The following is a 5710-nucleotide window of genomic DNA, read 5'->3' as shown; positions in this document are numbered from 1 at the left end:
CCCCAACCCAACCCGACGACATCGGAGGCATTCATTGGCATCAAAGCCGAATAGGCGTTACTGACTCACGCTCCTAGCTCCCCGCTTTCGCGGCTGGGCTGGGCGGGGCGCGTGCGGAGTGATCAGGGGCGGATGCCGAGCGCGGCCGAGACGAGCGCGAGCGCGTCGTCCGCGCCGAGGCCGAGCACGCGCATCCGTTCGGCGAAGTCGGCAGCGGCGCGTTGCGCCTGGCGCAGGGTCGGGTCGCCCGTTGCGGCGATGAAGGAACCCTGGCGGCCGCGGGTCTCGATCACCTCGCCCCGCTCGAGCTCGCGGTAGGCCCTGGCCACCGTGTTCGGGGCGAGTCCGAGTTCGTCGGCGAGCCGGCGCACGGTCGGCAGCTTGTCTCCGGGCGCCACGGCACCGGTCCGAACGGCCTCGAGCACCTGAAGCCGCAGTTGCTCGAACGGCGGCGTGGGGGAATGCTCGTCGATGGTCAGCTTCATGGTGCCGCACCCGGTTTCCTTGTGTTGGTTATGTACCAAGCTAGCCCGCAGGGACCCGTGCGCGGAACCGCTCGCTGCGGCATACTCGGTTCCATGAGATTCACGACCGTCCTCGAGCTTTCCGGCAAATCGGCAACGGGCATCCGCGTTCCCGAGGAGGTCGTCGCGGGCCTCGGCCCCGGCAAGCGCCACGCCATCACGGTCACGATCGGCGGTCATACCTACCGCAGCTCCGTCGCCCCCTACCGCGGCGCATTCATGATCGCGCTCAGCGCCGAGAACCGTGAACAGGCAGGCGTCGCCGCAGGGGACGAGATCGAGGTCGACGTCGAGCTCGACACCGAACCCCGGGTGGTCGAGGTGCCCGCAGACTTCGCCGCAGCGCTCGACGAGCAACCGGATGCCCGGGCCGCCTTCACGGCGCTGTCGTACAGCAACCAGCGCGCCCACGTCCTCGCGATCGAGAGCGCGAAGACGCCGGAGACCCGCCTGCGCCGGATCGAGGCGGCCCGGTCCGCACTCACGCCGGCCGCACCGACTCCCTAGCCTCGGGCCCGCCGTCGATTCCCGGTTCGGGAAGTGCTTTCCACTCAGAGGGCATGACCGACCCCGTGTGGAGCGAGGTCGAACCGGATGGCTCGCTAGGCTCAGAAGGTGACCTGGCCCGCCGACCTCCCCGCCGAACTGGGCGGACTCCTGCCCAGCCTCATCGGGGTGCTGCTGCTGATCGCGGTCGTCACCGCCCTGCTTCGCGGCTTCCACGTGCCCCGCCCGTACGCACCCGCCCTCGCGATCCTCCGGGGCACCCTCCAGCTCGCGGCGATCAGCCTCATCCTGAGCGGCATCATCTCCGATCCGCTCTGGGTCGGAGTCGGGCTCAGCGTGATGTTCATCGCCGCCGTGAGCACGGTCAACCGGCGTCTCGGGGCGACCCGGCAGCACTTCGGCTGGATCGCCGCAGCGATGGGCCTCGGCATCCTTGCGACACTCATCGTGGTGTTCTCGGTCGGCGCCATCGAATTCTCGCCGCGGTATGTGCTCTCCTACGGCGGAATCATCATCGGCAACGCGATGTCGATTGCGACCCTGACCGGCCGGCGCTTCGGCGAGGCCGTCACCGAGCACTGGGACGAGGTCGAGGGCTGGATGGCGCTCGGGGCGACCCCGCGGCAGTCGACGCTCGACCTGGCGCGCCGCGCCGTCTATTTCGCGATCATCCCCACGACCGACCAGACCAAGACCACGGGCCTCGTCACCCTGCCCGGAGCGTTCGTCGGCGCGATCTTCGGCGGAGCCTCGCCCCTCGAGGCCGGGCGCTTCCAGATCGTCGTGCTCGCCGGCATCCTCTGCGCCGGTGCGATCACGGCCGTCACCCTGATCCAGTTCCTCGCGCCGATCCGCATGAAGCCCGCCACGATCCCCACCTAGTCACCACCGACGAAGACCGCTCTCGCGGGCAGCGGCGCGGCTACTCGGCGGCGCGGTGGATGAGCCGGGAGAGCACGATCGCGCTGCGGGTGTGGTCGACGTTGGGTGCGAGGCGCACCTTCTCGAGTGCGGCCTCGAGCCCGGGAATGTCCCGCGCCCTGATGTGCACGATCGCGTCGGCGCTTCCCGTGACGGTGCCTGCGTCGACGACCTCCGGTACGCCGGAGAGGATGCGCAGGAGTTCGTCGGGGGCGACGGTTCCTCGGCAGAAGAGCTCGACATATGCCTCGGTGCTCATGCCATCGATCGCGGGGTCGACCTGGATCGTGAACCCGCGGATGATCCCGTCGGCGACGAGCCGGTCGACCCGGCGCTTGACCGCGGAGGCGGACAGCCCGACGACCGAGCCGATGTCCCCGTAGCCCGCGCGCGCATTCTGTCTCAGAAGGTCGAGTATGCCGCGGTCGAGGTTGTCCATTCCGAGAGTCTAGGGGGAATTCCGCGCACTGGCGTGGAATTCCTGCGCATATGCCGACGATCACGCCGATTATGCGCGCATATTGGCGTGCAACGTTGATTCACGCTGTGTGAGAATGAGGACGGCGTCTTTGCGCGGTGCCGTTCACCCGTTCGTTGTTCACTGTTCGACGTTCACGTTCGACCGCGCGGAGCTCTCATGAGTGACCTGGTCCGCCATCCACCCCGCGTTCCGATTCCGTCAGTAGCAGACGGAGCGCAGCCGAAGGAGACCTCATGACCATCGATCTCGACCCCACAACGACGCCGGAGACCGCGGCCACGGCCCCGGTGCGCACGGCCGTCAAGCGCACGGTGCTGATGTGCAAGCCCGACTACTTCACCGTCGTCTACCGGATCAACCCGTGGATGGACCCGGCCATCCCGACCGACACGAGCCTCGCCGTCGCCCAGTGGCAGACCCTCTACGACACCTACATCGGCCTCGGCTTCGACGTGCACCTGGTCGACCCGATCGACGGCCTGCCCGACATGGTCTACGCCGCCAACGGCGGTTTCGTCATCGACAACATCGCCTACGGCGCCGCGTTCACCTACCCGGAGCGCCAGCCGGAGGGCCCCGCCTACATGGACTGGTTCCGCGACAAAGGCTTCGACGTCCGCGTGCCCGTCGAGATCAACGAGGGCGAGGGCGACTTCCTGCTCGTCGGAGACGTCATCCTCGCCGGCACCGGCTTCCGCAGCGCCTCGAACAGCCACGAAGAGGTGTCGGCGATCTACGGCCGCCCGGTGATCACGCTCAACCTCGTCAACCCGAGCTTCTACCACCTCGACACCGCGGTCGCCGTGCTCGACGACACCAACATCGCCTACCTGCCGAGCGCCTTCGACGAGCAGAGCCTCGCCGTGCTGCGCGAACGCTACCCCGACGCCATCATCGTCACCGAGGAGGACGCGGCGATCCTCGGCCTCAACTCCTACTCCGACGGCTACAACGTCGTCATCGCCGCCCGCGCGAAGGACTTCGAGCGCCAGCTCCGCGAACGTGGCTACAACCCGATCGGCGTCGACCTCTCCGAGCTCCTGCTCGGCGGCGGCGGCGTCAAGTGCTGCACCCTGGAGCTGCGCCGATGAGCACCGACACGAACATCCGTCCGGACGCGAACCGGGCCGACCAGACGAAGGATGCCGCACTCGGCACGCCGGGACAGGCATCCGCAACGCCCGCCGCCTTCATCGCCCTCGAAGAGGAGCATGCGGCCCACAACTACCACCCGCTTCCCGTCGTCGTCGCGACCGGCGACGGCGCCTGGGTGACGGATGTCGACGGCAAGCGCTACCTGGACTGCCTCGCGGCGTACTCCGCGGTCAACTTCGGCCACTCGAACCCCGTGCTTCTCGATGCCGCCCGAGCCCAGCTGGGCCGGATCACGCTCACGAGCCGCGCGTTCCACAACGACCAGCTCGGCCCGTTCGTCACGGCTCTCGCCGAGCTCGCCCACAAGGACATGGTGCTCCCGATGAACACGGGCGCCGAGGCCGTCGAGTCCGGGATCAAGGTCGCCCGCGCCTGGGGTTACCGCGTGAAGGGCGTCGCGCCGGACCAGGCGAACATCATCGTCGCCGGGGGCAACTTCCACGGCCGCACCACCACCATCATCAGCTTCTCCGACGACGAGTCGGCCCGCGCCGGCTTCGGCCCGTTCACGCCCGGGTTCCGCACCGTCCCGTTCGGCGACGCCGCGGCCCTCGAGGCCGCGATCGATGAGAACACGGTCGCCGTGCTGCTCGAACCCATCCAGGGCGAGGCCGGCATCGTCGTGCCGCCCGCCGGGTACCTCCCCGCTGTGCGCGAGATCACCACGCGCCGCAACGTGCTCTTCATCGCCGATGAGATCCAGTCCGGTCTCGGCCGCACCGGAGCGACCTTCGCGTGCGACCTCGTCGGCGTCGTGCCCGACCTGTACCTCCTGGGCAAGGCCCTCGGCGGCGGGATCGTGCCCGTCTCTGCGGTCGTCGGCAACCGGGACGTCCTCGGCGTCCTGCAGCCCGGCGAGCACGGCTCGACCTTCGGTGGCAACCCGCTCGCCGCGGCCGTCGGCCTCGCCGTCGTGCGGATGCTGGCCGAGGGCGAGTACCAGGAGCGCGCCCGCGTGCTCGGTGCGCACTTGCACGAAGCCCTCAATGGCCTCGTCGGGCGAGGAGTCGTCGCGGTCCGTGGCGCCGGGCTCTGGGCCGGAATCGACATCGACCCGTCGCTCGCGAGCGGCCGCGCCGTGTGCGAGGCACTCATGGTCCGCGGCGTCCTGGCCAAGGACACCCACGGCTCCACGATCCGGCTCGCCCCGCCGCTCTGCGTGTCCGAGGCCGACCTCGACTGGGCCGTCGCCCAGCTCGCAGCCGTCCTCGACGGGTTCGCCGTCGCCTAGCGTCCGCGTCAGGTCGGCGCGAACTTCAACGAGTCGGCTCGGCTGAAACGGGCCGTATCGGCCTCGCTAGCTTCGCGTCGCGGTCACGCCCTCCGGCCGGGCGATACGGCTCAGCCGGGCCAGCTGGGTGACGTGCCCGGGCTCGAGCTCCTCGAGGGACTTCACGCCGAGCAGTCGCATCGTGCGGGTGATCTGCTCCGACAGGATCGCGATCGCCCGGTCGACGCCGGCCTCGCCGCCGGCCATCAGCCCGTAGAGGTAGGCCCGGCCGACGAGGGTGAACCGTGCGCCGAGGGCCACGGCCGCGACGATGTCCGCGCCGCTCATGATGCCGGTGTCGAGGTGCACCTCGAGGTCGTTGCCCACCTCGCGGGCCACCTCGGGCAGCAAATGGAACGGGATCGGCGCGCGGTCGAGCTGGCGACCGCCGTGGTTGGAGAGGATGATCGCGTCGATGCCCATTTCGGCGAGCCTGGCGGCATCCGCCACGTTCTGAACGCCCTTGACGACGACCTTGCCCGGCCACTGCGCCTTGATCCAGGCGAGGTCTTCGAAGGTGACGGTCGGGTCGAACATGGTGTCGAGCAGTTCGCCGACGGTGCCGCTCCAGCGGTCGAGGGAGGCGAAGGCGAGCGGCTCGGTCGTGAGGAAGTTGATCCACCACTCCGGGCGCGGCAACGCGTTGACCACGGTGCCCACGGTGAGCTGCGGCGGGATGGAAAAGCCGTTGCGCTTGTCGCGGAGGCGCGCTCCGGCAACGGGCACGTCGACCGTCACGAGCAGCGTGTCGAAACCGGCCTTGGCGGCCCGGTCGACGAGCGCCATCGAACGGTCCCTGTCCTTCCACATGTAGAGCTGGAACCAGTTGCGTCCTGTGGGGTTGGCGGCCTT

At 69.3% G+C, this 5710-nt stretch carries 7 protein-coding genes; 4 read left to right on the top strand and 3 right to left on the bottom strand.

Annotated features, from left to right (window positions below; genetic code table 11):
* Nucleotides 1–122: 122 nt before the first annotated feature.
* Nucleotides 123–485 carry a GntR family transcriptional regulator gene (locus QN357_RS17410; RefSeq protein ID WP_134449178.1) on the bottom strand — a complete coding sequence of 121 codons (363 nt, stop codon included), beginning with the start codon at nucleotides 483–485 and terminating at the stop codon, nucleotides 123–125.
* Nucleotides 486–578: 93 nt separating this feature from the next.
* On the opposite strand from QN357_RS17410, the gene QN357_RS17405 reads away from it, so the two are divergent.
* Together QN357_RS17405 and QN357_RS17400 are read left to right on the top strand one after the other, a co-directional pair.
* Nucleotides 579–1031 carry a YdeI/OmpD-associated family protein gene (locus QN357_RS17405; RefSeq protein ID WP_134449177.1) on the top strand — a complete coding sequence of 151 codons (453 nt, stop codon included), beginning with the start codon at nucleotides 579–581 and terminating at the stop codon, nucleotides 1029–1031.
* A gap of 108 nt (nucleotides 1032–1139) precedes the next feature.
* Nucleotides 1140–1913, top strand: coding sequence for an ABC transporter permease (locus QN357_RS17400; protein ID WP_198413731.1), 774 nt, complete (start codon nucleotides 1140–1142; stop codon nucleotides 1911–1913).
* Between the two features lie 40 nt (nucleotides 1914–1953).
* Here QN357_RS17400 and QN357_RS17395 read toward each other — a convergent pair whose 3' ends face one another.
* Complete coding sequence (locus QN357_RS17395) at nucleotides 1954–2391, bottom strand: Lrp/AsnC family transcriptional regulator (protein WP_134449176.1); 438 nt, start codon at nucleotides 2389–2391, stop codon at nucleotides 1954–1956.
* A gap of 275 nt (nucleotides 2392–2666) precedes the next feature.
* Here QN357_RS17395 and ddaH point away from each other — a divergent pair, with 275 nt between their 5' ends.
* Together ddaH and rocD are read left to right on the top strand one after the other, a co-directional pair.
* Nucleotides 2667–3524 (top strand): dimethylargininase, encoded by an 858-nt coding sequence (gene ddaH / locus QN357_RS17390; protein ID WP_416347629.1) that lies wholly within the window; start codon nucleotides 2667–2669, stop codon nucleotides 3522–3524.
* Entirely contained in the window at nucleotides 3521–4819 is a 1299-nt protein-coding gene (gene rocD, locus QN357_RS17385) for an ornithine--oxo-acid transaminase (RefSeq protein ID WP_134449174.1), read from the top strand. The genes ddaH and rocD overlap by 4 nt, the downstream gene beginning before the upstream one ends.
* 66 nt (nucleotides 4820–4885) lie before the next feature.
* Here the strand turns inward: rocD and QN357_RS17380 are convergent.
* A partial coding sequence (locus QN357_RS17380; RefSeq protein ID WP_323505272.1) for an alpha-hydroxy acid oxidase occupies nucleotides 4886–5710 on the bottom strand: 825 nt, incomplete at its 5' end.

Source organism: Cryobacterium sp. RTC2.1 (assembly GCF_035018685.1).
Lineage (GTDB): Bacteria > Actinomycetota > Actinomycetes > Actinomycetales > Microbacteriaceae > Cryobacterium > Cryobacterium glucosi.
This window is presented reverse-complemented; position numbering and strand designations above follow the sequence as displayed.

Bases quoted from the DNA above. Each gene is read 5' to 3' on its own strand.
- QN357_RS17410 (WP_134449178.1), bottom strand. From the start codon at position 485: ATGAAGCTGACCATCGACGAGCATTCCCCCACGCCGCCGTTCGAGCAA.
- QN357_RS17405 (WP_134449177.1), top strand. From the start codon at position 579: ATGAGATTCACGACCGTCCTCGAGCTTTCCGGCAAATCGGCAACGGGC.
- QN357_RS17395 (WP_134449176.1), bottom strand. From the start codon at position 2,391: ATGGACAACCTCGACCGCGGCATACTCGACCTTCTGAGACAGAATGCG.
- ddaH (WP_416347629.1), top strand. From the start codon at position 2,667: ATGACCATCGATCTCGACCCCACAACGACGCCGGAGACCGCGGCCACG.
- rocD (WP_134449174.1), top strand. From the start codon at position 3,521: ATGAGCACCGACACGAACATCCGTCCGGACGCGAACCGGGCCGACCAG.